This is a genomic window from Pseudomonas sp. ATCC 13867, from assembly GCF_000349845.1.
GTDB lineage: Bacteria > Pseudomonadota > Gammaproteobacteria > Pseudomonadales > Pseudomonadaceae > Pseudomonas.
In genome coordinates, this window is sequence record NC_020829.1 from 1491667 (window position 1) to 1515219 (window position 23553).

General features: G+C 67.1%; 24 protein-coding genes and 1 riboswitch. Of the genes, 17 read left to right on the top strand and 7 right to left on the bottom strand.

Going from position 1 to position 23553, the window contains the following annotated elements; genetic code table 11:
• Positions 1-57: 57 nt before the first annotated feature.
• Positions 58-972 carry a LysR substrate-binding domain-containing protein gene (locus H681_RS06820; protein ID WP_015476111.1) on the bottom strand — a complete coding sequence of 305 codons (915 nt, stop codon included), beginning with the start codon at positions 970-972 and terminating at the stop codon, positions 58-60.
• A 141-nt stretch (positions 973-1113) separates the two neighbouring features.
• Between H681_RS06820 and H681_RS06825 the strand changes: the two genes are divergently transcribed.
• From H681_RS06825 to H681_RS06835, 3 genes are read left to right on the top strand one after another with little or no spacing between them, the layout of a single operon-like run.
• A complete protein-coding gene (locus tag H681_RS06825; protein WP_015476112.1) occupies positions 1114-1752 on the top strand; it encodes an FMN-dependent NADH-azoreductase in 639 nt (212 codons plus the stop codon).
• Positions 1752-2060, top strand: a complete 309-nt coding sequence (locus H681_RS06830) for a DMT family transporter (RefSeq protein WP_015476113.1) — start codon at positions 1752-1754, stop codon at positions 2058-2060. Before H681_RS06825 ends, H681_RS06830 begins: the two co-directional genes overlap by 1 nt.
• A 59-nt stretch (positions 2061-2119) precedes the next feature.
• Positions 2120-2341 carry a VF530 family DNA-binding protein gene (locus H681_RS06835; RefSeq protein WP_015476114.1) on the top strand — a complete coding sequence of 74 codons (222 nt, stop codon included), beginning with the start codon at positions 2120-2122 and terminating at the stop codon, positions 2339-2341.
• A 151-nt stretch (positions 2342-2492) separates the two neighbouring features.
• On the opposite strand, the gene H681_RS06840 is transcribed toward H681_RS06835, so the two are convergent.
• On the bottom strand, positions 2493-5609 hold the full coding sequence (locus H681_RS06840; protein WP_015476115.1) for a transglycosylase domain-containing protein: 3117 nt from the start codon (positions 5607-5609) through the stop codon (positions 2493-2495).
• 278 nt (positions 5610-5887) lie between these two features.
• Between H681_RS06840 and H681_RS06845 the strand changes: the two genes are divergently transcribed.
• The 3 genes from H681_RS06845 (at position 5888) to H681_RS06855 (ending at position 8726) form a co-directional block, all read left to right on the top strand.
• On the top strand, positions 5888-6133 hold the full coding sequence (locus tag H681_RS06845; protein WP_015476116.1) for a hypothetical protein: 246 nt from the start codon (positions 5888-5890) through the stop codon (positions 6131-6133).
• A 221-nt stretch (positions 6134-6354) separates the two neighbouring features.
• The gene (locus tag H681_RS06850; RefSeq protein ID WP_015476117.1) at positions 6355-7053 is read left to right on the top strand and encodes a class I SAM-dependent methyltransferase; all 699 of its coding nucleotides are present in this window, start codon (positions 6355-6357) and stop codon (positions 7051-7053) included.
• A 290-nt stretch (positions 7054-7343) separates the two neighbouring features.
• The gene (locus tag H681_RS06855; protein WP_051070427.1) at positions 7344-8726 is read left to right on the top strand and encodes an amino acid permease; all 1383 of its coding nucleotides are present in this window, start codon (positions 7344-7346) and stop codon (positions 8724-8726) included.
• A gap of 330 nt (positions 8727-9056) precedes the next feature.
• On the opposite strand, the gene H681_RS06860 is transcribed toward H681_RS06855, so the two are convergent.
• The 3 genes from H681_RS06860 to H681_RS06870 all read right to left on the bottom strand — a co-directional run bounded on the left by H681_RS06860 (position 9057) and on the right by H681_RS06870 (position 12315).
• Entirely contained in the window at positions 9057-10967 is a 1911-nt protein-coding gene (locus tag H681_RS06860; RefSeq protein ID WP_015476119.1) for a M48 family metallopeptidase, read from the bottom strand.
• Between the two features lie 11 nt (positions 10968-10978).
• Positions 10979-11575, bottom strand: a complete 597-nt coding sequence (locus H681_RS06865; protein WP_015476120.1) for a LemA family protein — start codon at positions 11573-11575, stop codon at positions 10979-10981.
• A 191-nt stretch (positions 11576-11766) separates the two neighbouring features.
• Complete coding sequence (locus H681_RS06870; protein ID WP_015476121.1) at positions 11767-12315, bottom strand: cysteine hydrolase family protein; 549 nt, start codon at positions 12313-12315, stop codon at positions 11767-11769.
• Positions 12316-12424: 109 nt separating this feature from the next.
• Between H681_RS06870 and H681_RS06875 the strand changes: the two genes are divergently transcribed.
• Complete coding sequence (locus tag H681_RS06875; protein WP_015476122.1) at positions 12425-13423, top strand: GlxA family transcriptional regulator; 999 nt, start codon at positions 12425-12427, stop codon at positions 13421-13423.
• Here H681_RS06875 and H681_RS06880 read toward each other — a convergent pair.
• Together H681_RS06880 and H681_RS06885 are read right to left on the bottom strand one after the other, a co-directional pair.
• Positions 13413-13718, bottom strand: a complete 306-nt coding sequence (locus H681_RS06880) for a DUF3303 domain-containing protein (RefSeq protein WP_015476123.1) — start codon at positions 13716-13718, stop codon at positions 13413-13415. The two genes, H681_RS06875 and H681_RS06880, sit on opposite strands and share 11 nt — an antisense overlap.
• A 191-nt stretch (positions 13719-13909) precedes the next feature.
• Entirely contained in the window at positions 13910-14278 is a 369-nt protein-coding gene (locus H681_RS06885) for a cupin domain-containing protein (RefSeq protein ID WP_015476124.1), read from the bottom strand.
• Positions 14279-14456: 178 nt separating this feature from the next.
• Here H681_RS06885 and H681_RS06890 point away from each other — a divergent pair, with 178 nt between their 5' ends.
• The 10 genes from H681_RS06890 to H681_RS06935 all read left to right on the top strand — a co-directional run bounded on the left by H681_RS06890 (position 14457) and on the right by H681_RS06935 (position 23539).
• Positions 14457-14885: a VOC family protein gene (locus tag H681_RS06890; RefSeq protein WP_015476125.1), complete on the top strand. Its 429-nt coding sequence runs from the start codon at positions 14457-14459 to the stop codon at positions 14883-14885.
• Between the two features lie 73 nt (positions 14886-14958).
• Positions 14959-15165, top strand: a riboswitch (cobalamin riboswitch).
• Positions 15166-15259: 94 nt separating this feature from the next.
• The gene (locus tag H681_RS06895) at positions 15260-17215 is read left to right on the top strand and encodes a TonB-dependent receptor plug domain-containing protein (protein ID WP_442961252.1); all 1956 of its coding nucleotides are present in this window, start codon (positions 15260-15262) and stop codon (positions 17213-17215) included.
• Complete coding sequence (locus tag H681_RS06900) at positions 17215-17916, top strand: (2Fe-2S) ferredoxin domain-containing protein (RefSeq protein ID WP_015476127.1); 702 nt, start codon at positions 17215-17217, stop codon at positions 17914-17916. Before H681_RS06895 ends, H681_RS06900 begins: the two co-directional genes overlap by 1 nt.
• A gap of 302 nt (positions 17917-18218) precedes the next feature.
• Positions 18219-19100 carry an ABC transporter substrate-binding protein gene (locus tag H681_RS06905; protein ID WP_015476128.1) on the top strand — a complete coding sequence of 294 codons (882 nt, stop codon included), beginning with the start codon at positions 18219-18221 and terminating at the stop codon, positions 19098-19100.
• Positions 19101-19189: 89 nt separating this feature from the next.
• The gene (gene ddlA / locus H681_RS06910; protein ID WP_015476129.1) at positions 19190-20284 is read left to right on the top strand and encodes a D-alanine--D-alanine ligase; all 1095 of its coding nucleotides are present in this window, start codon (positions 19190-19192) and stop codon (positions 20282-20284) included.
• 117 nt (positions 20285-20401) lie between these two features.
• Entirely contained in the window at positions 20402-21226 is an 825-nt protein-coding gene (locus H681_RS06915; RefSeq protein WP_015476130.1) for an aldo/keto reductase, read from the top strand.
• Between the two features lie 105 nt (positions 21227-21331).
• The gene (locus H681_RS06920; protein WP_015476131.1) at positions 21332-21703 is read left to right on the top strand and encodes a nuclear transport factor 2 family protein; all 372 of its coding nucleotides are present in this window, start codon (positions 21332-21334) and stop codon (positions 21701-21703) included.
• A gap of 1 nt (position 21704) precedes the next feature.
• Positions 21705-22517, top strand: a complete 813-nt coding sequence (locus tag H681_RS06925; RefSeq protein ID WP_015476132.1) for a class I SAM-dependent methyltransferase — start codon at positions 21705-21707, stop codon at positions 22515-22517.
• 67 nt (positions 22518-22584) lie between these two features.
• The gene (locus H681_RS06930; protein ID WP_015476133.1) at positions 22585-23058 is read left to right on the top strand and encodes a DUF3237 domain-containing protein; all 474 of its coding nucleotides are present in this window, start codon (positions 22585-22587) and stop codon (positions 23056-23058) included.
• A gap of 52 nt (positions 23059-23110) precedes the next feature.
• Positions 23111-23539, top strand: a complete 429-nt coding sequence (locus H681_RS06935; protein WP_015476134.1) for a thiol-disulfide oxidoreductase DCC family protein — start codon at positions 23111-23113, stop codon at positions 23537-23539.
• Positions 23540-23553: the final 14 nt, after the last annotated feature.

The window sequence follows — 23553 nt, forward strand, 5'->3', positions numbered from 1 at the left end:
CATCGCGCACGGCGAGGCCGGCGTGCGCGGGTGCAGCGACAAGCGCGTTGACCGGCCTCAGGCGGCGTTGTCGATCAGCGGGTCGGCGGCCTGGGCCGATTCCTCGGCCAGCCAGTCGAGGAAGGCGCGCACCGGAGGATGGCGCTCGCGGCCCGGCACGCAGAGGGCGGTGTAGCGCGCGCCGGGGACGTTGATCTCGGGACGGTAGGGCATCAGCAGGCCCTTCTCCACGGACTCCGAGACCAGCAGCGAGCTGGCCAGCACCAGCCCCTGGCCAGCGATGGCCGCCTGCAATGCATAGAACTCTTCCTCGTATTCGCGCTGCACCGCACGGGTCAGCAGGCACTCTTCGCCGGCGACCGCGCACCAGGCCTTCCAGCCGCGCTCGTAGAGCTCGGAGTTGTGCCAGCGCACGCCGATCATCTCCGGCACGTTCACGTCGGCGGTGGCCACCAGGGCCGGTGCGCCGTACACCGCGAAGCGTTCGCCGAGCAGGAACTGGCTATGCATGCGCGGGTAGTCGCCGAAGCCGTAGCGGATCGCCAGGTCGACGCTGGCGTCCTGCTGCAGGTCGAGCAGTTCGCACTGGCTGTCCAGGCGCAGGCGGATGTGCGGGTGGCGCGCGTAGAAGCGCCCCAGGCGCGGCACCAGCCACAGCGCGGCGAAGGCCGGCGTGGTGGAGATCGTCAGGCTGCCGGCGCTGCGCTGCGGGCGCAGGCTGTCCACCGCCTGCGACACCTCCAGCAGCGCGCCGTGGAGGCTGCGGAACAGCCGTTCGCCGGCCTCGGTCAGGCGCACCTGGCGCGGCAGGCGCTCGAACAACGGCAGCCCGAGCCAGTCCTCCAGCGCGCGGACCTGGTGGGATACCGCGGTGGGGGTCACCGACAGTTCCTGGGCGGCGGCCTTGAAACTCAGCTGGCGGGCGGCGGATTCGAAGGTGCGCAGGGCCGGCAGTGGCAGGTTGGCGAACATGGCGTTCTCCACGGATGAGTTGGATTCATCTGGATGCAGTTCCCCTCAGTTGTTTGTCCATTCACCGGGAAATAGCTTTGGCGGCAAAAGAGAGGCTCATTCAGGGCCTTTCCAGTGTACATCCGGTTGAAGGAGTTATAGATGAACAGGATTCTTGCCATTCACGCCAGTCCCCGCGCCGAGCGCTCCCATTCCCGGCGCCTGGCCGAAGGCTTCCTCGCCGCGTTGCCACAGGCGCGGCTCACCCGCCGCGAAGTCGGGCGCGCCGATCTGCCCCATGTGGGCGAGTCCTTCATCGCGGCGGCGTTCCATCCCGAACCGCAGAACCGCCCGGCGAGCATGCAGGCTGATCTGGCGTTGAGCGACGAGTTGGTGGACGAACTGCTCGACCACGATCTGCTGGTGATCTCCACGCCCATGTACAACTTCAGCGTGCCCAGCGGGTTGAAGGCCTGGGTCGACCAGGTCGTCCGCATCGGCCGCACCTTCGACTTGCACCTGAAGGAGGGCGAGGCGCAGTACGAGCCGCTGCTCAAGGGGCGCAAGGCGTTGATCGTCACCAGCCGTGGCGGCGCAGGCATGGGGCCGGGGGGTGAGCTGGAGTGGATGAACCATGCCGACGCCTGGCTGCGCGTGGCGCTGGGTTTCCTCGGTATAGAAGACGTGCAGGTGATTGCCGCCGAGGGTGAGGAGGGCAATCCCGAAGCCTTCCGCGCCTCCTGTCAACAGGCTGAAAAGGCCCTGGCCGACCTCGCCGAGAGCGAGTGGGCGCGTGCGTGATGGCTTGGGCGATGTTGATGGTGGCCGCGGTGTTCGAGGTGATGTTCGCGGTGTCGATGAAGTATGCCGAGGGCTTCACCCGGCCCCTGCCGACCGTGGTGACGGTGCTCGCGGTGATCGGCGGGATCTTCTTCCTCACCCTGGCGATGCGCCAGTTGCCGGTGAGCATCGCCTACCCGGTGTGGACGGCCATCGGCACGCTGGGCACGGTGTTCTTCGGTTTCCTGCTGCTGGGCGAGGCGCTGACCCTGACCAAGCTGGCGTCGGTCGCCCTGATCGTGGCTGGCGTGGCCGGGTTGCGGGCCTGATCGCCTGTGGCTGATTCTTGGTGGTAAGGTGCCGCGCATTCTCCACGACGGCACCGAACATGAACGACAAACCGAAGAACCCGCTGCATGGCATGACCCTGGAAGCCATCCTCAACCAGTTGGTCGCGCAGTACGGCTGGGACGGCCTGGCCAAGCGCATCGACGTGCGCTGCTTCAAGAACGACCCGAGCATCAAGTCCAGCCTCACTTTCCTGCGCCGCACGCCCTGGGCGCGGGAGCAGGTTGAGGCGTTGTTCGTGAAGTCTGTCCAGGGCAAGTGAGGGGGGCTCTTGTAGGAGCGAGCTTGCTCGCGAACCGCCTGATGCCTTGGGGGCCGGGTGGGGTTCGCGAGCAAGCTCGCTCCTACAACCCCCAGGTGGCGTCGGTGCGGGATGGCTACCCCGTGGGAGCTGGGCGAGTTGGCGCCAGTGTTCAGCGCCAGCTCACCCGCAGATTGTCGATCCGCTCCTGGCACCCGGTGCTGATCCCCGGTTCCAGGTAGCTCGCCAGCATCGGCGCCATGCCCTTGAGCACTTGTACCGGCAGGGCCGAGGTGAATTTGAAGTTGTCCGACTCGCTGCCGGCCACGTAGGCGGTGAGGGTGCCGAAGTGGCGCGGGCCGAGGTAGAACACGAAGGTCGCCGTGCGGTTCATCGCCTTGGAGCTCTTCACCCAGCCGCTGCGGGTCACGCTCTCGATGCGGTTGTCGCCGGTGCCGGTCTTGCCGCCCATCACCAGGGCGCTGCCGTCGGCCAGCTTGAAGGTGCCGGACAGGCGCCGCGCGGTGCCGGCGTCCACCACCCGGGACAGCGCGGTGCGCAGGGCCTGGGCCACTTCCGAACGCATCACCTGGCGCCCGGTGTTCGATTGCGGGCCGAGGCTGGTTTCGTACGGCGTGTTGGCGGCGAAGCGCAGGCTGTCGATGCGCAGGGTCGGCAGGCGTACGCCGTCGTTGAGGATGATCCCCATCAGCTCGGCCAGCGCCGCCGGGCGGTCGCCCGAGCTGCCCAGCGCGGTGGCCAGCGACGGCACCAGGTGGTCGAAGGGGTAGCCCAGGCGTTTCCACTGTTCGTGCAGGTCGAGGAAGGCTTCCACTTCCAGCATGATGCGGATGCGCTTGTCGCGCGCGTACTTGTGCCGCGACTTGAACAGCCAGCCATAGACCAGCTTGCGTTCCTCCGCACTGGCCGCCACCGCGTCGTTGAAACTGGCCGCCGGCTGCCGTTGCAGGTAGCTCAGCAGCCAGAGTTCCAGCGGGTGCACACGGGCCACGTAGCCCTGGTCGTTGAGGTCGAAGGCGCCCGGACCGTAGCGCGTGTAGAGGTCGGCGATGCGCTTGTCGGTCAGTTTGTCGCCGGCGTACTTGCCTTTCTTCAGGCGCTCCTGGAGGAAGGCGCTGAAGGTCGGCAGGTCCGCCTGCGGCTGCAGGTAGCGGTGGATCGCTGCCAACCGCACCGGCCAGGCGCGCAGGCCGTCGAGGAAGGTGTCGAGGCGTTCGTCGGTGGTCTTGCCCTTGTACTTCTGCCAGAAGCGCAGCAGGTAGACCTGGCTTTCCTTGTCGACGAAACGGTCGAGGTAGTCGCGGCGGCGCGGGTCCTTGTCGTCGGCCAGCACGGCGACCTTGCTGCCGGAGTTGGCATAGATGTCATGCCGCACCAGGTCGCGCAGCAGGCGCACGAAGGGCAGGTTGATCGACTCGCGCAGGGCGTCCTGCAGGGTCGGGATGCGGCCGTTGTCCTCCTTGCGGAAGTTGCTGAAGGTGTGGATGCCGCCGCCGGTGAAGAAGCTCTCGTAGGGGCTGGCGGAATACTTGCGCTGCATGGCCGCGGCCAGCATGTCCGGCAGGTTGCGGTCCTTGGTGGTGAGCAGGTAGTCGACGGCCCAGCGGCTGATGAAGTCCAGCGGCTCCACCGGCACTTTCTTCAGCTCGGCGGCCGGCAGCGCCGCGTATTGCCGGTGCAGCTCGGCCACGGTTTCCAGGTAGCTCGCCAGTACCCGCAATTTGGCGGTGGAGCCCAGTTCCAGCTTGCTGCCTTCGTTGATGTCGAACGGTTGCTCGGTGTTGTCGGTCTGTACGCGCACGCGGTTGCCGCTGGGGGTGCGCTCGAACAGGGTGAAGCTGTAGCGCACGTCCCGGGTCTTGTCCTCGGACAGCAGGTGTTCGCCGAACAGCCCGATCTGCGCGGCGAACGCCGGATCGGAGAGGCGCCGCAGGTAGGCGGTGACCTGCTCCTGCAGCTCGTGCTGCAGGGTGGTGCTGAAGGACAGGTCGAAGCGGTCCAGGTCATACAGCGGCACGTCGAGCATCCCGGCCATGCGGGTGCGCGCCAGGGTCACGCCCTTGTTGTTCTCCAGCGGGGTGACGGTGGGCTGGTTGCGCGGATCGCGGAAGGCCAGTTGCTGGTTCAGCGCCGCATCGCGCAGCGAGGTGGCGATGACGCCGGACTGGGCCAGCAGGCGCAGGTAGCTGTCGGTCAGCACCGACAGCTGGTCGCGGCCACGTGCCAGGTACCAGGAGGGGCGGCGGTGGGCGATCATCAGCGAGACGACCTGGCGCAGCGCCTTGCCCTGCTCGACCAGCGAGACGCCGCTGGCCGGCGGTGCGTTGAGCAACTGGTTGACCTGCTGGTAGTCGGCGCCGTACCAGATCCACAGGCCATCGGGCAGGCCGCTGACTTCGCCGTAGCCCGGCTGCGCCGAGAGCGGCACCGAGTTGAGGTAGGTGAGCACCACGTTGCGCCGTGCCAGCAGGTTTTCCGCGCCGCCCTGGTAGGTGCGCACGCTGGCCGATGCCATTTGCCGCAGCTTGTCGGCGATGGAGTTGGTGCGACCGTCCTCGGAGTGCCGGTACTTTTCGATCTGCGTGGCCAGGGTGCTGCCGCCGGGGGCGTGGTTGCCCATGCCGACCATCTTGCCCAGTTGCGCCGCCGAGGCCTGGGTGAAGCGGCTCCAGTCGATGGCCGGGTTCAGGTAGGGGCGCTGGGTGTCCAGCAGGTCGCGGTTCTCGATGAACAGCAGGCTCTGCACGATCAGCGGGGAAACGCTCTCGAAGTTGGCGTACAGCCGCTGCGGATAGCGGAAGTTGTAGATCGGCAGGCCGCGGCAGTCGGCGATGTCCACGCCGGCCTGGGACTTCTCGGGGTAGGGCGGGAACAGGCCGTGGCTGGCGTACTGCATCAGCGGTGCGGAGAAGCGCGCCTGACTGAGGGTGATGTAGTTGCGCTGGTGCAGGCGATCGAGGAAGGCCGGCAGTTGCAGGTAGCCCAGGCGGCGGTCGAACGGGCCGTTCTGCGGATACACCACCTCGCTGCTGGGGCCCTGCGCCAGTTTCCAGGTCAGCTCGCCGGCGTAGCGCGCCAGCTCGCGCGCCTGCAGTATGGACGTACGCGCCTCGTAGAGCAGGGCGGCACCGATGGCGGCGAGCAGCGGCAACAGGAAGAGGAACAGCAGCAGGAAACGATGATGATGAACTTTCGTCGGGGAAATACCGGGCTCCGAGCGACCCGGTTGAGCTGCACTGTGCGTACCGGAATGCTTCGAGCTATCCATTTCACGACCTGCCCATGCTCAGACAACAGCCTAGGTAAGCGGACTCCGCCCACGTGACGACCGACGCCCCTCCCGACGCCGCGAAAGCCCTGGGACAGCGGCTTTCCTAATTTCCAGCGTAGTCGGCGGCGGGAAATCTGCGCGCCTGGAGTACCCTTCCAGGCCCACCGGGTTGATTTGCCGACGGCCAGCAGGTGCAATGGTCGGGTCTGCCAGGTTTTGCCGTACCGTGCTCCAGCGTCGGTAGACCCTCACTTCTTCGACAGGACTTTCCGGCCATGCGTTCGTTATTTCTGCCCGTTGCGTCCCTGCTGCTGGTTTCGTTCGGCGCCGTCGCCGCGCCCATGCCGTTCTACAAGTGGCAGAGCAGGCTGGACGGCCGCTATACCTGCCAGCAGACCTCGCCGGGGGACGGTTGGCAGAAGGTCGGAGGGCCGTTCCGCGACGCCGGCTGCCGCGAGATGCTGCCACAGGGACCGTCGACCAAGGGGCTGGCGGTGCCCAAGGCGTGGAAGACGCAGTAGCCGTTGCCGAGGGGCCGAGGTTCACGCCTGTGTGGCAGGTTTGCGCAGGATCGAGAGAGTCCATTCCTGTTTCGATAGCTGGGCGGGGTTCGCGAGCAAGCTCGCTCCTACGAAAGGCGTGCCGGAGTCCACCTGTAGGAGCGAGCTTGCTCGCGAACCGCCCGACACCAGCGCCGCGATTCGCAAGGCATGGTTCATCGCATGCACAGCAGGAGGCTTCCGTGACCGACCCGAGCGCCCGCATCCGCCACAGTTGGCAGGCCAACGCCGACGCCTGGACCCGCGCCGTGCGCGAGCAGCGCATCGAGAGCCGGCGCCTGGTGACTGACGCGGCGATCCTCAGCGCCGTCGCCGCCGGGCCGGCGCGCCGCCTGCTGGACATCGGCTGCGGCGAAGGCTGGCTGTGCCGGGCCCTGGCGGAGCGCGGCAGCCAGTGCGTGGGGGTGGATGCGTCCGCGCCGCTGATCGAGGCGGCCCGTCAAGCGGGTGGAGGACGCTTCGAGGTGATGGATTACGCCGGCCTGATCGCCGAGGGCGAAAGCTTGGGCCGCTTCGACGTACTGGTCTGCAACTTCGCCCTGCTCGACGAATCCATTGCGCCGCTGCTCCTGGCGCTGCGCGAACGCCTCGACCCCGGCGGCCGCCTGCTGATCCAGACCGTGCACCCCTGGTCCGCCTGCGGCGACGAGCCCTATGCCGATGGTTGGCGGCTGGAAACCTTCGCCGCCTTCGGCGAGGCCTTCAGCGCGCCGATGCCCTGGTTCTTCCGTACCCTGGAGTCCTGGCTGGCGCTGCTGGCCGGTAGCGGCTGGCGTGTGCGGCAGTTGCGCGAGCCGCGCCATCCCGAGAGCGGCAGGCCCGGCTCGCTGCTGCTGGAGGTGCAACCGCTGGGCGGCTGGGTAGGACCGGGTTGCGCCTGACGCGACGAATCGTCTCTACGCCTTTGGTCAAATTGCACCCGATTGGGGCAGACGTCTTCGGTGGACTTGTGTACATTCGGCGGCGACCTCAGCCGTGGTCCTCCCGCAATGCCCACGTCCGCTTCACAAGAGCGGGCAGCCTCTTCCGGTGTGCCGTCCTGGAATTGCCAGACACTTCTCCCTCCGTGCCGAACGGCGCGGTGGCGAAGCCTTTTCGGTGGTTCCGCATCCCGACTGCACTCAGAGTCCGTGGCTGATATTCCCCAAGAACAAAATGAGGTTGCATCACCATGTCGTCCCACGATCTCCAAAGGGATCTCAACGAGCGGCACATCCGTCTCATGGCCCTGGGCGCCTGCATCGGCGTCGGCCTGTTCCTCGGTTCGGCCAAGGCCATCCAGATGGCCGGCCCGGCCATCATGCTCTCCTACATCATCGGCGGTCTCGCCATCCTCGTGATCATGCGCGCCCTCGGTGAGATGGCCGTGCACAATCCCGTGGCCGGCTCCTTCGCCCGCTATGCGCAGGACTACCTCGGCCCGCTGGCCGGCTACCTGACCGGCTGGAACTACTGGTTCCTCTGGCTGGTGACCTGCGTCGCGGAGATCACCGCGGTGGCCATCTACATGGGCATCTGGTTCCCCGACGTGCCGCGCTGGATCTGGGCGCTGGCCGCCCTGGCGAGCATGGGCACCATCAACCTGGTGGCGGTGCGCGCCTTCGGTGAGTTCGAGTTCTGGTTCGCCCTGATCAAGATCGTCACCATCGTCGCCATGATCCTGGTCGGCGGCGGCATGATCCTCTTCGGCCTGGGCAACGACGGTATCGCCACCGGCATCTCCAACATCTGGAGCAACGGTGGTTTCATGCCCCACGGCATCAGCGGCGTGCTGATGTCGCTGCAGATGGTGATGTTCGCCTACCTGGGCGTGGAGATGATCGGCCTCACCGCCGGTGAAGCGAAGAACCCGCAGAAGACCATTCCCGGTGCGATCAACTCGGTGTTCTGGCGCATCCTGCTGTTCTACGTCGGCGCGCTGTTCGTGATCATGTCGATCTACCCGTGGAACGAGATCGGCACCCAGGGCAGCCCCTTCGTGATGACCTTCGAGCGACTGGGCATCAAGACCGCCGCCGGCATCATCAACTTCGTGGTGATCACCGCCGCGCTGTCGTCCTGCAACGGCGGCATCTTCAGCACCGGGCGCATGCTCTACAGCCTGGCCCAGCATGGCCAGGCCCCGGCCGTGTTCGCCAAGACCTCCAGAGGCGGCGTGCCGCGCAACGCACTGCTGCTGTCCATCGTCGCGCTGCTGCTGGGCGTGCTGCTGAACTACCTGGTGCCGGAAAAGGTGTTCACCTGGGTGACCTCCATCGCCACCTTCGGTGCGATCTGGACCTGGGCGATGATCCTGCTGGCCCAGCTCAAGTTCCGCCGTGGCCTCTCCGCCGCCGAAGCCGGCAGGCTGCAGTTCAAGATGTGGCTGTACCCGGTCAGCTCCTATCTGGCGATGGCCTTCCTGGTGCTGGTGGTGGTGCTGATGGCGTTCTTCGAGGACACCCGCATCGCGCTGTACATCGGCCCGGCCTTCCTGGTGCTGCTGACGGTGCTGTACTACGCACTGAACCTGGCGCCCAAGGGTGAGCAGGGCGGTGCCGCCAGCCGCGCGTAAGCGATGGTTGCGTGAATGCAAAGGGCCTCTTCGGAGGCCCTTTGCTTTTGTGCGCCTTTCAGCTTCGGCCCTGAAAGGGGCATGCGGACGTGTATCTGGAGGGCTTCACACGCCGGAGCAGGGGCGGATCGCGTCCTTCGTGGGAGCGGACCTGTCCGCGGAATCCATCGCGGATGACTCCCGGCTTCCAATGGGGGCCGGAGCTTAGCGCCTGTGTCGATGTGGACTCCGCCCGTGATCCGCCGGTGGGTTTGGTGTGGTGGGTTCGCGAGCAAGCTCGCCCCTACAGGTTGAGTTCGGTGCCAGCCGGTTGCGCTTGCGAAGGCGGCGTCAGGTCGCCAGCAACGGCGGCATGGGGCAGTCGAGAATGTCCGCCACGGCGCGCATGAGCTCGGCTTCGGCGGGGCTGATGCGGCCATCGTGCTCGATGCAACGGGCCATTGCCTTGAGCAACTGCGGCTTCTGCAGTGGCCGCAGGTGTTCCAGCCGCTTCAGCGCGCCTTCCAGTTCGCGCAACCGGCCGGCGGCCGGCAGCGGCCGGGGCGTGAAGGGCAGGCCGCCCCAGGCATCGGCGAAGGCCTGTTCGACCTGTGGATCGCGGCTTTCGCCGACGCGGGCGAGGAAGGCCAGCAGTGTCGCGGACTCCTCGGCGAGCTCCGCCAGCGGCATATTGCCGATCTTCCCGCTGCCCGGCCGCAGGTTGCGTTCGACGATCCGCAGCAGGGTCCACTCCAGCAGTTTCACCGCGCCGTCGAACTTGATCAGCAGCGCCATGTTCTCGCGCAGGGTGAGGAAGCCCTGGACGTCGAACTGCTTCAGCGCCGGCATGGCCAGGTCCAGCAATGGCAGGCGCTGGCCGGGGTCGAGGTGCAGCAGCGGCTCCTCCAGCAGGTCGAGCTGTAGCGCCAGGCTCAGGTTCAGGCGCTTCTTGATCTCTTCCAACTGGCGCGCGCGCTGGCCGGGCTCGCTGTCCAGCAGCAGGCCGTAGATCAGCGCCTCGGCGCCTTCGCTGTCATGGGCGGCGCGCTGCAGGCGCTCGTCCAGGCGCTGCAGGGTGCTGCGGGCTTCCAGCAGGTGGGCGGCAGTCGGTGCGCCGACGGCGGCGACCGCCACCTCCACCGCGCTGGGCTGGTAAGGCTGGCCGGTGACGGCGGCGGTCCAGGCTTCCTTGCTCATCAGCGCTATGTCCAGGCGCGGCTCGAATTTCGGGTAGCGGCCGTCCCAGCCCGGATCGACGCGGCGGATGCGATCCTTGAGCGGCGGGTGGGTGTCGAACCAGCTGCTGCCCACCCCATCGCCGAAGTACAGGTGGCTGAACTCGGCGGCGCGCGGCGCGCTGAGCAGGGCGCCCAGCGGGTTGCCGCCGATCTTCTTGAGTGCCCCGGCGATGGTCGAGGGATCGCGGGTGAACTGCACCGCCGAGGCGTCGGCCAGGTACTCGCGCTGGCGGCTCACCGAAGCCTTGATCAGTTGGCCGAAGAAGGTGCCGACGTAGCCCAGCACATAGAGCACCACGCCGGCGCCCAGCACCAGCAGCACCACGCTGCCGCCGCCGTTCTTGTCGTTGCTGCTGCTCCGGCTGCCGACGCGGATGCCGGTGCTGGTCTCGCTCCAGCCGCGCAGCAGCATGCCGCCGATCAGGCCGAGCAGGAGGATGCCGTGCAGCAGCGCGGTCAGCCGGGTGTTGAGCAGCATGTCGCCGTGGTGGATATGGCTGAATTCGTGGGCGATCACGCCCTGCAGCTCGTTGCGTTCGAGCTGCTCGATGGCGCCACGGGTGATGCCGATCACCGCATCGCGCGGGGTCAGGCCGGCGGCGAAGGCGTTGATCGAGCCGTCTTCCAGCACGTACACCGGCGGCACCGGCGACCCGGAGGCCAGGGCCATTTCCTCGACGACATTGAGCAGGCGGCGCTCGTCGGCGTTGCTGGCGCTGAGGTTGAGCAGGCGGCCGCCCAGGCTCTCGGCCACCACCTTGCCGCCGGCGCTCAATTGCACCTGCTTGTACAGCGCGCCAAGCACGACCACGCCGACGATCACGGCGGCCACCGACAGGTACAGCTCCGGATCGGGCAGGGAGGTGCGCGAGGTCAGGTGCAGCGTGGGCTCACCCAGGTAGCGCCAGAGCCAGCCCAGCGCCAGGCTGGTGATGATCACCAGGCAGGCCACCGCGATGGTGAGCAGCAGGACCAGGCGCCCGGTCTGCCTGCGGGCGCGGTCCTGGTGTTCGAAGAAATTCATCGACGAGCAGGTCAGAAGGCGACTTTCGGCGCGGCCTGGATTGCCTTGCTGTCCTCGTACTCCAGCAGACTGGCGTCCTTGCTGTGGCCGTAGGTGGTGGCCAGGAAGTTGGCGGGGAACGACTGGCGGTAGGTGTTGTATTCCATCACCGCATCGTTGTAGGCCTGGCGGGCGAAGGCGACCTTGTTCTCGGTACTCGACAGTTCCTCGCTGACCTGCTGCAGGTTCTGCGAAGCCTTGAGGTCCGGGTAGGCTTCCAGAGTCACGTTGAGGCGGCCCAGGGCACCGCCCAGGGCGCTTTCCGCGCTGGCCAGCTGGGCCATGCGCGAGGCTTCGCCCGGCTGGCTGGCGGCGGCCTTGAGGCCGGCGACGGCGGCGTTGCGCGCGGCGATCACGGCTTCCAGGGTTTCCCGCTCGTGCTTGAGATAGGCCTTGGCGGTTTCCACCAGGTTGGGGATCAGGTCGTAGCGGCGCTTGAGCTGCACTTCGATCTGCGCGAAGGCGTTCTGGTAGCGGTTGCGCAGTGCCACCAGGCGGTTGAACACGCTGATCAGCAGGAAGATCACGCCAGCGATGATGGCCAGGGTGACGATCGACGAAACGCTCATGGGATGTCCTTATCGACAGGCGATTGAGCGTCGATCATAGCGGAAAGCCAGCAAAGCGGTGCTCGTCCTTTCCCCAATATGCAGGACCGTCCTCAACTGTAGGAGCGAGCTTGCTCGCGAACCTGCCCGGTACCCAAGGTGTCAAGCGGTTCGCGAGCAAGCTCGCTCCTACATAAGCGTTACGGTGCTTTTCAGCGATTCAGGTACTCGGTGGTGGACACCACTTCGGCGTAGGCAAAGGCCAGGGCTGCCATGTAGGCCGCGTGAACCTGCGCGGCCGGCACCTTCACGCCGTTGAACTCCAGGTCCAGGGTGGCGCAGGCATCGTGCAGCACGGTGACCGGGTAGCCGAAGTCGGCGGCCGCGCGGGTGGCGCCGTCAACGCACATGTGGCTCATGTGCCCGACGACCACCAGCGACTCGATGCCGTGCTGGTCGAGGATGGCCTTCAGGTCGGTATCGCGGAACGAGTTGACGAAATGCTTGAGCACCACCGGCTCGCCGGGCAGATTGGCTACCTTGCCGTGGATCTTGGCGCCCTCGCTGCCGGGGGCGAAGAACGGCGCGTCGGCGCTTTCGAATTCGTGACGCACGTGCACCACCAGATCACCGCGCTCGCGGAAGGCGGCGAGCACCCTGGCGGCCTGGTCGGCGGCGGCCTCGATGCCGACCAGCGGCCATTTGCCGGAAGGGAAGTAGTCGTTCTGGATATCCACTAGGATGAGCGCTTGCTTGGCCATTTCCGAAGTCCTTCTTGAACGTTGAGGGGTGAGGAAGTGGAACCAGTATGGTTCGCCGCGCGCCGCGGGGGGATCAGGCGGAACGACAATAACCGGGGGAAAACTGACAATGGTTGTGCAACGGAGCGTCGTCGAGATCGGGTTGCTGCTCTACCCCGGTGTGCAGGCGGCGGCGCTGCATGGGTTGACCGACCTGTTCGCGGTGGCCGAGCGGATCGCTGGCGAAGAAGCCGCGCAGCAGTTGCCGGCGCTGCGCGTCAGCCACTGGTCCGGCGAGGACGGCGGCGAGCCCCGGCGTATCTTCGACACGCGCCCGGACGTGGACAGCCGGCTGGTCGCCGTGCTCGTCCCTCCGGCGCTGTTCGGCCTGCCGGATGCTGAGCCCTTGCGCCATCTCACCGAATGGCTGGCCGCGCGCCATGCGCAGGGCGCCATCGTCGGTTCGGTGTGCATCGGCGGGCTGCTGGTGGCCGAGGCGGGCCTGCTCGATGGGCGTTCCGCCACCGCCCATTGGAGCGGGGCCGAGGCCTTCGCCCGGCGTTTTCCCAGGGTGCGCCTGGAGGCGCACAAGCCGATCGTCGATGATGGCGACCTGATCACCTCCGCCGGGCTGATGGCCTGGTCGGACCTCGGCCTGCGCATCGTCGACCGCCTGCTCGGCCCGAGCATCGCCAACCGCACCGCGCGCTTCCTGGTGGTGGAGCACAGCGACAGCGCCCAGCAGTGCGGCAGCAACTTCGCGCCGCTGCTGGGGCATGGCGACGCCGCGATCCTCAAGGTGCAGCACTGGCTGCAGGGCAATGGCGCGGTGGACGTCAGCCTCGCCGCCATGGCCGCCCAGGCAGGGCTGGAGGAGCGCACCTTCCTGCGCCGTTTCCGCTCCGCTACCGGACTCAAGCCTACCGAGTACTGCCAGCACCTGCGGGTGGGCAAGGCGCGCGAGCTGCTGGAGTTCACCAACGGTACGGTGGACCACATCGCCTACACCGTTGGCTACCTCGATCCAGGCTCGTTCCGCAGCACCTTCCGCAAGATCACCGGCATGGCGCCGAGCGACTACCGCAAGCGCTTCGGCGCCAAGCCGGGCGAGGTCGCGCTCAGGGACTGACCGATGGGGTGTCCGCCGCCTGCTGCAGCATCTGCGCGAGCAGCGGTGCATATTCCGCGTCGGTCATCGCCGGGTGCACCTGCAGGTGCATCAGGTCGGTCCACTGCAGCATCCAGCGTTGCACGTCGAGGGGGTTCTCGGCTTCCGCCAGGCCGAAGCCGAGCATGTGGCCCATAGCGTGCCAGCGACCGACCAGCTTCACGCCGGGCGGCGGCTGGCCGCCGGTCTTGAGGAAGCGCTGGATGATCCTGTCGCGGTTCTCGATGGGGATGGTCCAGTTCACCAGATAAAGCATGTCGCACCTCCGGCCCGGCTCCGGGCTTCGCTGGACGCGGACCCGAACCGGCGACGCCGCCAGAGCCGCGCCTGTGTATCCCAGGCGTGACAGTCTCCGGCTGGGAGCGGCGTTCTTCCGACAGGCATAGCAGCAGCCAGCGAAGCGGGAGCGGCCGCTGATCGGCGGTCGCCAGGGCAGGTGATCGACGGTCAGATCCAGCGATCATTCTCCGCCGTGCGTTCGCCGCCCTGGTCGCCGGTGTTCAGCACGCCGCGCGGTTCGATCAGCATCACCTGCACCTCGTGTTCGGCATAGGGCTTGTGCTCGACGCCGCGAGGCACCACGTAGAGTTCGCCGGCTCGCAGGGTCAGCGGGCCGTCGCGGAAGTCGATGCGCAGCTCGCCGTCGAGCACGATGAAGGTCTCGTCGGTGTCGGCGTGGCTGTGCCAGACGAAATCGCCGTGCAGCTTCACCACCTTGAACTGGTAGTCGTTCATCTCGGCGATCACTCGCGGCTGCCAGGTCTCAGTGATGCGGCCGAGCTTGTCCTGCAGGTTGATCGGTTGGCGTTGGGTCACGGTGGTTTTCTCCTTGGGATCGTTCTGTCCAAACTACTGCTGGTCCCTGGAGCGGTCTTGCAGGAACTTGCGCTTCGGTGTCGCTCCCCGTGTTGCGGTTGGTCGCCGGGCAGCGCTGAGCAGCGCAAAGCGGGCGACTATGCTCAGAACCTCGCGCCCTTTTTCGCCGGAGATCGCCATGCCCACGCCCGCTCCCATCGCCCGCCCCAGCGTCATTCCCTGCCTGCGCTACCGCGATGCGCCGCAGGCCATCGACTGGCTGTGCGCCACCTTCGGTTTCCAGCGGCAGCTGGTGGTCGCCGATGACCACGGCGGCATCGCCCACGCGCAGTTGGCGCTGGCCGATGGCAGTGGGCTGGTGATGCTCGGGTCGCTGCACGACAACGAGTACGGCCGGCTGATGCGCCAGCCCGACGAGATTGGCGGCTGCACCCAGAGCATCTATGTGGTGGTGAGGGATGCCGAGGCGCTGTATCGCGCGGTAGTGGACGGTGGCGCGCAGATCGTCATCGACATCAAGGACGAGGACTACGGCGGCCAGGGTTTCACCTGCCGTGATCCGGAAGGGCACATCTGGAGTTTCGGTACCTACGATCCCTGGCACTGATCCTGCGCTTTTGCGCCGCTCCCGCAACATCCTGTTCAACCCCCGTGCTTGACGCTTTCGTTCCCCGAATGTTCAGATTCGCCCCGTTTCAGGTGCCCCCCGCCGCCGTGCGTGGGGTGAAACGGGAAGCCGGTGCGTCGCCCTCGTGCGATCAGTCCGGCGCTGCCCCCGCAACGGTAAGCGAGCGGAGCATCCACAAGGCCACTGTGCTCAGGCATGGGAAGGCGGATGTTTCATGATCCTCGCAAGCCCGGAGACCGGCCTGGAACCTGTTTGGCAAACCCGCGGTGGGCGGGCGTGAGCCGGTTCCCGGGGCGCGCTCGTTCCGGGTGTCGCTGCGCCGCCTGCGAAATCCCGATTTCGAGGCGATCACCTTGCAACTTCCTATCTATCCGAACCGGCGTGCCCTGCGCTGGACTCCCGTTTTCTCCCTCTGCGTCCTCGGCCCGCACCTGTCGGCAGCGCCGCTGAACCTGGCCGACGAAGTCGTCAACGCGCCTTCGGTGGAGTCCACCACCGTGGCGGACATGGCCCGCTACGGCAGCAAGCTGGAGGTCATCGACCGCCAGCAGATCGAACGCGCCGGCCCCAGCGCCGACATCACCCGCGTGCTGCAGATGTACGTGCCCGGCCTGTTCGTCGCGCCGAAGAACGGCCCGTTCGACTACGGCACCTACTCGCTGCTCGGCGGACGCAACGACGACACGCTGATCCTGCTGGACGGTGTGCGCCTGAACAACCGCCTCTACGGCGGCATCTACCTCGACACCCTGCCGACCACCGCGGTGGAGCGCATCGAAGTGCTCAAGGGCGGCCAGGGCCTGCTGTTCGGCACCCAGGCGGTGTCCGGGGTGATCAACATCGTCACCCGCAGCGCGCGCAGTCGCGAGGCATCCGGCGAGGTGAACCTCGGCCTGGACACCTTCAAGGGGCGCAGCGGTGATGCCCGCGCCGAGAAGATCGTGCACAACGGCCTGGGCGACCTTGGCCTGATGGCCTACGTCAGCCACAACCGCTCCGACGGCTACCAGCCGTACCGCGACCAGGACATGACCAGTACGGTCAGCGACAAGCGTCGCTCGTACGACGTCAACGTGTTCGGCGCCAAGGCCATCCAGGCCATCGGCGACGCTTCGCGCCTGGAGCTGTTCTACCAGTACGCCGATGCCGAACTGGACTTCGCCCGGCCGACCTCCAACCACCACACCAGCAACAACCGCGTGCAGCAGATCGCCACGGCGACCTTCCAGCAGAGTGTCGGCGACGATTTCAGCTGGTTCGCCAAGACCCACCTCAACGATTGGGACACCCGCTACGACCGCGTCTACAACCTGCAGGGCGGCGCTACCCAGGTGCTCAATCACAACGACTACTGGGGCTTCACCGACTGGGGCGCGCAGCTCGAAGGCAAGGCACGCTTCGGCGGTGGCCACGAGCTGGTCTTCGGCAACGACAACCAGTGGTACAAGGGCCAGGACGATGTGCTGATCATCGACAACGACAAGGCCGAATCCCACGCGCTCTACGCCCAGCTGCGACCGAACATCGAGGCGCTGCCCGACTGGCACCCGAGCCTGGGCGTGCGCCGCGAGGAAATCTCGGGCGGTGAGGGCGCCACGGTGTGGATGCTGACCTCGCTCTACGACCTCACGCAGCAGCTCAAACTGCGCGGCCAGTTGGGCACCGCCTTCAAGTTGCCTACCGCCGAGCAACTGTTCGTCAACGAACCAGGCGACGAAGTCGGCAATCGCGACCTCAAGCCCGAGCGCAGCCGCAACGCCGAACTGGGCCTGGACTACACCGGCGAGCTGTTCGACCAGCCGTGGAGCGGCAGCGTCACCCTGTTCCGTCGCGAGATCACCGACCTCATCACCCTCGTCGGCGATCAATGGGTGAACGGCAATGGCGAGATCACCGTGCGTGGCGTGGAAGCCAACGGCCAGTGGCAGTTCGGCCGGCACTGGCAGCTCTCCGCCGACGCCACGCGCAATCTCGTGGACAGCCACGACGGCGTGACGGTGAACAACATCCCGCACTTCTTTGCCCGCCTGCGCCTGGGCTATGACGACAACCTCTGGGGGGCCGGTCTTGCCGCGCGCTACGTCGGCTCCATCGTCAGCGCCCAGGACGACGACTACGGTCACTACAGCGTGCTCGATGGCGATGCCTACCGATACCTCGACGGCGCCCGCGCGCATCGCCTGAGCCTGCTGCTGGAGAACCTGCTGGACCGCGACTACGCCACCGGCCGCAGCAGCAACGGCATCCGCCAGGTGGACAACCTCGGCCGGCCGCGCACCGCCGAGCTGCGCTACACCTTCAGCTTCTGATGAAGGCCATCCTGCTGGTCGGCCCGCTGGCCGGAGCCCAGGGCGAACGCCTACTGCGCGAGGTATCGGCGCGCCTCGCCGGCGTCGAATGCATCGACACCGGTGAGGGTTTCGATTCGCTCTGGGGGCGGGTGCGCGAGCTGTTGGCCGAGAGTATCGAACTGCTGCTGGTGGACCTCGAACCGACCGCCGACGGCGCCTATCTCGAGTGGCTGCGCGCGGAACTGGCTGCGCTGTGCGGGGAGCATCCGCAGGCGCCGTTGCCGAAGGTCACCGCTTCGGCGCTCGGTCGGCGCGGGCTGGATGTGGCGGCGGTGCTGACGGCGATTGACGATCCGGCGCAACAGCTGGACTGCCAGGGCGTCGGCGCGGTGCCGTCGCAGCCGGACTGGTCTGCGCCGCCGCCACACCGGTATCACCTGTTCCTCTGCACCGGGCCGCGCTGCGTGCGGCGCGGCGCGCTACCGTTGTGGAAGACCCTGCGCCGCGAGTTGATCCGCCTCGACCTCTACGAGAACGCCGAGGGCGCCCTGCTGACCCGCACCGGCTGCCAGTTCCCGTGTAATCGCGGGCCGCTGCTGACGGTGTATCCCGAACGTGTCTGGTATGGCCTGCGCAGTGACGAGCAGGTGTGCCGGGTGGTGGCGGAGCATCTGCGTGACGGCGTGCCGGTGGCGGAGCTGCGGGTGGATGAACTATGACGCACTCGCGCTTCGTAGGAGCGAGCTTGCTCGCGAACCGCTGGATGCAGGGAGTTGGGTTCGTCGTCCTCCTTCAACGGCTCCTCACCCTAACCCCTGCCCGGAGGGAGATGGGACCGTTCGGTACAGGGGAAGGCCGAGCTTTCAGCCGGCATAGGCTGCTAGAGGGTCGGGGTGAAGGGAGAATCCCGGTACGGACTTCCCAGGAGCGTAGGAGCGGACTTCGTCCGCGATGTTTCAGAGCTGGCGCTGTTCGCGAGCAAGCTCGCTCCTACAGGTCAAGCCTGGCGCTTGGTTTGGCGTTGATTCTGGGGTCGGTAACTGCTTCCGCGCAGGACTACCGCAACTGCGCCCGTACCTGGCAGATCGACCACCCGCCGCAACGCATCCTCGCCCTCAACCAGCACGCCGCCGACCTGCTGCTGGCGCTGGGCGCCGGGGAGCGGCTGATCGGCGTGGCCTACATCGATGACGATCTCGACCTGACCAAAGGAAGCTATCGCGGCGTGCCGCTGCTGTCGCGCCAGTATCCGTCGGCGGAAGCGGTCTACGCGCAGCGCCCGGACCTGGTGGTGGCCGGCTTCGCCTCGGCCTTTCGGCTGGGCAATCTGTCTCGCGAGGAACTGGCCGGCCACGGCGTCGCCAGCTACCTGCTGGATGCCGGTTGCGGAGTTTGGCAGGACGATCTGTTCGCTGGTGTCGAGACGGACCTGAAGACTCTGGGCGATCTGCTTGGCGAGCAGGAGCGGGCGCAGGATCTGATCCGCCGGCAGCGCGCCGAGCTGGCCGAAGCGCGCCGGCTTTCGACCGGCCGCCAACTGCTGGACGTCTTCTACCTCGATAGCGCCAGCAACGGCCTGGAGAGCCAGGGGCGGCGCGGCGTGGTCACTCAGTTGCTGCACGCTGCCGGCGCGCACAACCTGTTCGAGGATGTCGACCTGGGTGGCTTCACCGCCAACAGCGAACAACTGCTGGCGCGCGATCCGGACGTGATCCTGCTGGCCGATGCACTGTGGTCCACGGCCGGGCAGAAGATCCGAACGTTGCGCGCCGACCCGGTGCTCTCGCGCTTGCGCGCCGTGCGCGAAGGGCGCTTCGTGGCCTTGCCTTTCACCCACCTGTTCCCCGGCGTGCACAGCGGGCAGGCTGCCCGCGAGCTGGCGCAGGAGCTGGGCAGGTACTGAACGCCGGCTCGTCTGTTCGCCAGCCACTGTTCCTACCCAAGCGCCGGAGCCCGTGTTAGAAAGCGCCCATCGATCATGCGGAGACTGTCATGGGCAAGTTGCGCGTTGGGGTGATTTTCGGTGGGCGTTCGGCGGAGCACGAAGTGTCCCTGCAATCGGCGAAGAATATCGTCGACGCGCTGGACCGCGAGCGTTTCGAACCGGTGCTGGTGGGTATCGACAAGGAAGGCCGCTGGCACCTCAACGATGCCTCCGACTACCTGCTCAACCAGGAAAACCCGGCACTGATCGCCCTCAACCGCTCCAACCGCGAACTGGCCGTGGTGCCGGGCAAGGCTGAGCAGCAACTGGTGGAAACCGGCAGCCGCCAACTGCTCGATCACGTCGATGTGATCTTCCCCATCGTCCACGGCACCCAGGGCGAAGACGGTTGCCTGCAGGGCCTGCTGCGCATGGCCGACATTCCCTTCGTCGGCTCCGACGTACTCGGTTCGGCCATCTGCATGGACAAGGACGTGAGCAAGCGCCTGCTGCGCGACGCCGGCATCGCCATCACGCCGTTCGTCACCCTGACCCGCGCCAATGTCTCGCGCACGTCGTTCGACGAGGCGCAGCGCAAGCTCGGCCTGCCGCTGTTCATCAAGCCGGCGAACATGGGTTCCTCGGTGGGCGTGAGCAAGGTCGAAGACGAGGCCGCCTACGACGAAGCCGTGCGCCTCGCGCTGGCCTTCGACGACAAGGTGCTGGTGGAGGCCGCCGTGCAGGGCCGCGAGATCGAGTGCGCGGTACTGGGCAACGAGCAGCCCATCGCCAGCGGCTGTGGCGAGATCGTCGTGGGCAGTGGCTTCTACTCCTACGACAGCAAGTACATCGACGAGGATGCCGCCAAGGTCGTGGTGCCGGCGGACATTCCCGCAGAGGCCAGCGAGCGCATCCGTCAGCTTGCCGTGGAGGCCTTCCTCGCCCTGGAGTGCTCGGGGCTGGCGCGGGTCGACGTGTTCCTCACCGACAGCGGCGAGGTACTGGTCAACGAGCTGAACTCGCTGCCCGGTTTCACTCGCATCAGCATGTACCCCAAGCTCTGGCAGGCCGCCGGGATGACCTACAGCGAGCTGGTCAGCCGGCTGATCGACCTGGCCATCGAGCGCCACGCCGCGCGCCGGCATCTGCAGACCAACCGCTGATCCGCAACCTGGCTCCTGCTTCTGCGCTACCCTGTGTGCCCGTCGTCCGGTTTCGGGCGGCTGGCCCCGTGTCGCCATGACAATCGCGAGCATGACAGCCGCAACAAGGAGCACGAGATGAACACTGTGGTATTCGCCGACGGCACCGCCGTTCCCGCCATCGGCCAGGGCACCTGGCGCCTGGGCGAAGACAGCTTCCAGCGCAAGCGCGAAGTCGCTGCCCTGCGCGAAGGCATCGAGCGCGGCCTGACCCTGATCGACAGCGCCGAGATGTATGGCGAAGGGGGCTCGGAGGAAGTGGTTGGCGAGGCCATCGCCGGGCTGCGCGACCAGGTCTTCCTGGTCAGCAAGGTCTATCCGCACAATGCCAGCCGGCGCGGTATCCCCGAAGCCTGCGAGCGCAGCCTGAAGCGCCTGCGCACCGACTGCCTGGACCTCTACCTGCTGCACTGGCGCGGCCAGTATCCGCTGGAGGAAACGGTGGAAGCCTTCGAGCGCCTGCGCGAGGCCGGCAAGATCCGCCGCTGGGGCGTGTCCAACTTCGACCTCGACGACATGCAGGAACTGAACGAGCCGGCCTGCGCCACCAACCAGGTGCAGTACAGCCTGGAGGAGCGCGGCATCGAGTGGGACCTGCTGCCCTGGTGCCAGGAGGAGCGCATGCCGCTGATGGCCTACTGTCCGGTCGGGCAGGGCGGTCGCTTGCTGCGCCATCGTACCCTGGCCGAAATCGCCGGCCGCCACGACGCCACCCCGGCCCGCGTGGCGCTGGCCTGGCTGATCCACCAGCCGGGCGTGATCGCCATTCCCAAGGCCGTGGAGCCGCTGCACGTGCGTGACAACGCCGCCGCGCTGCAACTGCGCCTGACGCCCGAGGACCTCGAAGCGCTCGACGCCGCCTTCCCGCCGCCCACGCGCAAGCGGCATCTGGCGGTGGTCTGACGCCCTTGCGAAGCGCGTCCCCGGTCGTCGCCGCGAACGGCGCGGCCGGGGCACGGTGCTAGCCTTGCCCGATGACCGGACGCACCGGCAGGGAGGGCAGCACAGATGAGCAATTACACGGCGGACAGCGCCGCCATCAACCGGGTCCTTGCGGATTACGTGGAGGGCATGACCTTTGCCGACGAGGCCAGGTTGCGCCAGGCGTTCCATCCGTCGTGCAAGATCATCGGCAACTACCACGGTGACCTGGAGTGGGCCTCGCTGGACGATTTCATCGGCGCGATCAAGGCCGAGTCGCCGCCGCCGACCGGGGCTCCGCCGGTGTGGGAGCTGAAGTCGCTGGATGTCACCGGCGACAGCGCGGTGGCGAAGGTGACGGACGACTTCCTCGGCATGCACTTCACCGATTACCTGTCGCTGCTGCGCATCGGTTCGCAGTGGTCGATCATCAACAAGCTCTACTACCTGCACCCGTGACGTGGAACGCATCGACCTGCACGGGACGCCGGAAACGCTGCTGATCACCTTCTATGCCAAGGCGAAGGAGAGCGAGCTGGCGGACAGCCTGCTGCACGACCACGTCGCCCGCCGGACGCTGGACCGGGTCGACTATGACTTCGCCCGCCTGCACATCGGCCGTGCCGGGCAGATCGGCGTGGCGCTGCGTGCCAAGCTGTTCGACGACTGGGTGCGCGACTTTCTCGCGCGCCACCCTGCGGCGGTGATCCTGCAACTGGGCTGCGGCCTCGACAGCCGGGTGTGGCGTATCGATCCGCCCTCCACGGTGCAGTGGTTCGAGGTGGATTTCCCCGAGGTGATCGCCCTGCGCGAGCGCCTGTATCCGGAGCGGGAGAACTGCCACCTGGTATCCAGCGCGCTGACCGAGCCGGACTGGTGGCGCGTGGTGCCGGTCGGCCAGCCGGTGCTGATCGTCGCCGAGGGTGTGCTGCCCTATGTGGAAAGCGATGCGCTGCCCTGGCTGCTGCGCGCGCTGGTCGCCCATTGCGGCAGCGGCGAGCTGATCTTCGACGGCTACACGCGGCAGGGCATCCGCTGGATGCAATACCATCCGATGATTCGCAAGACCGGCGCCATCCTGCACTGGGGCATCGACGACAATGCCGAACTGGAGGCGCAGGTGCCCGGCCTGCGTTTCGTCGACGCCGTCGAGCCCTACGACGAGGCGCAGATCGCCCGGATGTCCCTGGGCGTACGCCTGCTCTACCGGATCACCCTGGCGATTCCGGCGCTGCGGCGCATGGGGCGGCTGCTGCGCTATCGCTTCGGCTGAGCGTGGCCGGTGTCGGGGGCGGCTGCTTTACTCAAGGGGCCATGAAGATGCCTGACAGGAGCTGTCGATGAAACTCGAGCCGCTGATGACCATGAGTGTGAAGGCGAGCGTGCCGCTGGAGATCGGCCGGGTGCCCCACGGTCAGCGTTTGATCTCGGCGGCCGGCGGGGGGACCTTCCAGGGGCGGCGCCTGAGCGGCGACGTGTTGCCCGGCGGGGGCGACTGGATCCTGGTGGATAACGATGGCGGCTGGCACCTGGAGGTGCGCCTGGTGCTGCGCACCGACGATGGGGCGCGGATACTGATGCAGCATAACGGGCTGCTGGTGGCCAATCCGAGGGTCATCACGGCGGTGTCCCGGGGCGAGAGCACGGAGTATGGCGATACCTATTTCATGATCCAGCCGCGCTTCGAAGTCGGGGATGAGCGCTACCGCTGGCTGAACCATCTGCTCGCGGTGGGCGAGGGGCGGCTGGGACCGGGCTGGGTGGAGTACCGGTTGTATTCACTGGCCAATGGGGTGAGCGACGAAAGTCCGTAGTTGTCACATACGGCGGGCAGAGTGTGCGTACCAGGGTTCTGGAGACGACGCCATGCCGCTGCCCCCCGACATGCTTCCCGGTGACAAGGTTGTGTTGTTCGATGGCGTCTGTCGCCTCTGCACGGGCTGGAGCCGCTTCCTGCTGCGCCATGATCGCGACCGGCGCCTGAAACTGTGCAGCGTGCAGTCCCCGGAAGGCCAGGCGATCCTCGACTGGTTCGGGCTGCCGACCGACTATTTCGACACCCTGCTGTACATCGACGGCCACTGCGGCTACGAGCGCAGCGAAGCCTTCCTGCGGGTGATCGGCCAACTGCCGGCGCCGTGGAACTGGCTGCGCGTCCTGTGGCTGGTGCCGATGTCGTTGCGCGACGGGCTCTACGACCGTATCGCCCGCAACCGCTATCGCCTGTTCGGCCGCGAGGACCGCTGCCTGATGCCTTCGGCGGAGTACCGGGGCCGTTTCCTGGGCAATGGGTAGCGCGGCCCTGCCGG

Excerpts from the sequence above, each read along its gene's own strand:
- H681_RS06820 (WP_015476111.1), bottom strand. The coding sequence starts at position 972 with ATGTTCGCCAACCTGCCACTGCCGGCCCTGCGCACCTTCGAATCCGCC.
- H681_RS06825 (WP_015476112.1), top strand. The coding sequence starts at position 1,114 with ATGAACAGGATTCTTGCCATTCACGCCAGTCCCCGCGCCGAGCGCTCC.
- H681_RS06830 (WP_015476113.1), top strand. The coding sequence starts at position 1,752 with ATGGCTTGGGCGATGTTGATGGTGGCCGCGGTGTTCGAGGTGATGTTC.
- H681_RS06835 (WP_015476114.1), top strand. The coding sequence starts at position 2,120 with ATGAACGACAAACCGAAGAACCCGCTGCATGGCATGACCCTGGAAGCC.
- H681_RS06840 (WP_015476115.1), bottom strand. The coding sequence starts at position 5,609 with ATGGATAGCTCGAAGCATTCCGGTACGCACAGTGCAGCTCAACCGGGT.
- H681_RS06845 (WP_015476116.1), top strand. The coding sequence starts at position 5,888 with ATGCGTTCGTTATTTCTGCCCGTTGCGTCCCTGCTGCTGGTTTCGTTC.
- H681_RS06855 (WP_051070427.1), top strand. The coding sequence starts at position 7,344 with ATGTCGTCCCACGATCTCCAAAGGGATCTCAACGAGCGGCACATCCGT.
- H681_RS06860 (WP_015476119.1), bottom strand. The coding sequence starts at position 10,967 with ATGAATTTCTTCGAACACCAGGACCGCGCCCGCAGGCAGACCGGGCGC.
- H681_RS06865 (WP_015476120.1), bottom strand. The coding sequence starts at position 11,575 with ATGAGCGTTTCGTCGATCGTCACCCTGGCCATCATCGCTGGCGTGATC.
- H681_RS06870 (WP_015476121.1), bottom strand. The coding sequence starts at position 12,315 with ATGGCCAAGCAAGCGCTCATCCTAGTGGATATCCAGAACGACTACTTC.
- H681_RS06875 (WP_015476122.1), top strand. The coding sequence starts at position 12,425 with ATGGTTGTGCAACGGAGCGTCGTCGAGATCGGGTTGCTGCTCTACCCC.
- H681_RS06880 (WP_015476123.1), bottom strand. The coding sequence starts at position 13,718 with ATGCTTTATCTGGTGAACTGGACCATCCCCATCGAGAACCGCGACAGG.
- H681_RS06890 (WP_015476125.1), top strand. The coding sequence starts at position 14,457 with ATGCCCACGCCCGCTCCCATCGCCCGCCCCAGCGTCATTCCCTGCCTG.
- H681_RS06900 (WP_015476127.1), top strand. The coding sequence starts at position 17,215 with ATGAAGGCCATCCTGCTGGTCGGCCCGCTGGCCGGAGCCCAGGGCGAA.
- ddlA (WP_015476129.1), top strand. The coding sequence starts at position 19,190 with ATGGGCAAGTTGCGCGTTGGGGTGATTTTCGGTGGGCGTTCGGCGGAG.
- H681_RS06915 (WP_015476130.1), top strand. The coding sequence starts at position 20,402 with ATGAACACTGTGGTATTCGCCGACGGCACCGCCGTTCCCGCCATCGGC.
- H681_RS06920 (WP_015476131.1), top strand. The coding sequence starts at position 21,332 with ATGAGCAATTACACGGCGGACAGCGCCGCCATCAACCGGGTCCTTGCG.
- H681_RS06930 (WP_015476133.1), top strand. The coding sequence starts at position 22,585 with ATGAAACTCGAGCCGCTGATGACCATGAGTGTGAAGGCGAGCGTGCCG.
- H681_RS06935 (WP_015476134.1), top strand. The coding sequence starts at position 23,111 with ATGCCGCTGCCCCCCGACATGCTTCCCGGTGACAAGGTTGTGTTGTTC.